This is a genomic window from Pseudoalteromonas sp. Z9A6 (assembly GCF_011378805.1).
In the GTDB taxonomy this organism is placed as follows: Bacteria; Pseudomonadota; Gammaproteobacteria; order Enterobacterales; family Alteromonadaceae; genus Pseudoalteromonas; species Pseudoalteromonas distincta.
Map to the genome: position 1 here is coordinate 1 of NZ_WTKZ01000124.1, position 1,282 is coordinate 1,282.

Consider the following 1,282-nt stretch of genomic DNA (forward strand, 5'->3'; position numbering starts at 1 on the left):
GGCTGACGAATCCCCAAAACGTGACAGGCACAGCAATTTATGATCTTATGTAAATCACCACAACCCACATAAGTCACAACTGCTATGCCTGAGACATCAGTTTGCCATAAGTACTTTAAACATGCATTAGCGCCATTCAATAATGCCAGAGTAAAAACATTACTAAGCTGCAGTAATGCATTAATTTCGGGCAATAAACTTACCTTAACTGAAATCGGCAGAAATTTGTCTGGCGCTGTGGATGTAAAACATAAAATAAAACGCGTTGATCGCTTCTTAAAAAATACTCACCTCTACAATGAAAGGGTCGCTATCTATGAAGCATTAGCTCATCCTATTATTGACTCTTTACCCATGCTTGCAATTGCCGTTGACTGGAGCGGTGCCTGTGGTCACGACTATCACTTACTGCGAGCAAGCTTACTTGTGGATGGGCGCTCTATCGTGATTTATAACATGATTGTTGAGCAGAAGGATTTTGATAGCCCAGCAACCAACAGCCTGTTTTTAGATGAACTTTATGAAGTGCTTGGACGACATCCTAGTGTCTATATTGTAACAGACGGCGGCTTTCTTACGCCTTGGTATAGTAAAGTACGCGAACTTGGTTGGCATATGATAGGTCGATTAAGAGGCTCAATGAAGTGTAAACTAGCCATGCAATCACAATGGCATACATTAAAACAACTTAGGGCTGGTGCCAGCGATATACCTAAGGCGTTAGGTCAAGCACGACTAACTCAGTCCAGCCCGACAGCATGCGATGCATTTTTACACGTATATCATGGAAAAAATAAAGGAAGAAAAGGAAAAAGCAGATTTACGAAAGATACAAAAATGTATCAAAACTTAGCTAAAGAGCCATGGTTACTCGCGACATCAGACAATACAATGACGAGTAAGCGAGTAGTTGGTTTATATAGTAAAAGAATGCAAATAGAGCAAAATTTCCGCGATGACAAAAGTTTGAGATATGGTTTTTCGTGGCGTTTTAGTAAAAGCACCGGCATAAATAGAATAGGAATATTATGCTTGATAGCCACAATAGCGAGCACTGCGTTATGGTTTATAGGGTGTGAAGCAGAAAAAAGAAAGTGGCATATAAAATTTCAAGCAAATAGCGTTAAGAATCGCCGAGTTCTTTCATTTTTAACCTTAGCCAAGCAAGTCATAAAGCTATGTAAGAGACGTATTACACAAAGCTATATAGAAAAAAGTTTAAAAAACTTTATTTTGAATTACGAAAAAGAGGCCGCTGGATAAAGTGGGGATCCCTCAGCCC

Annotated in this window: 1 protein-coding gene; it reads left to right on the plus strand. The window is 39.5% G+C overall.

Features of this window, described 5'->3' with window-relative positions; translation table 11 throughout:
• The first annotated feature begins 84 nt into the window (after positions 1 to 84).
• A complete protein-coding gene (locus tag GQR53_RS20460; RefSeq protein WP_165745053.1) occupies positions 85 to 1,263 on the plus strand; it encodes an IS4 family transposase in 1,179 nt (392 codons plus the stop codon).
• Positions 1,264 to 1,282 lie beyond the last annotated feature (19 nt).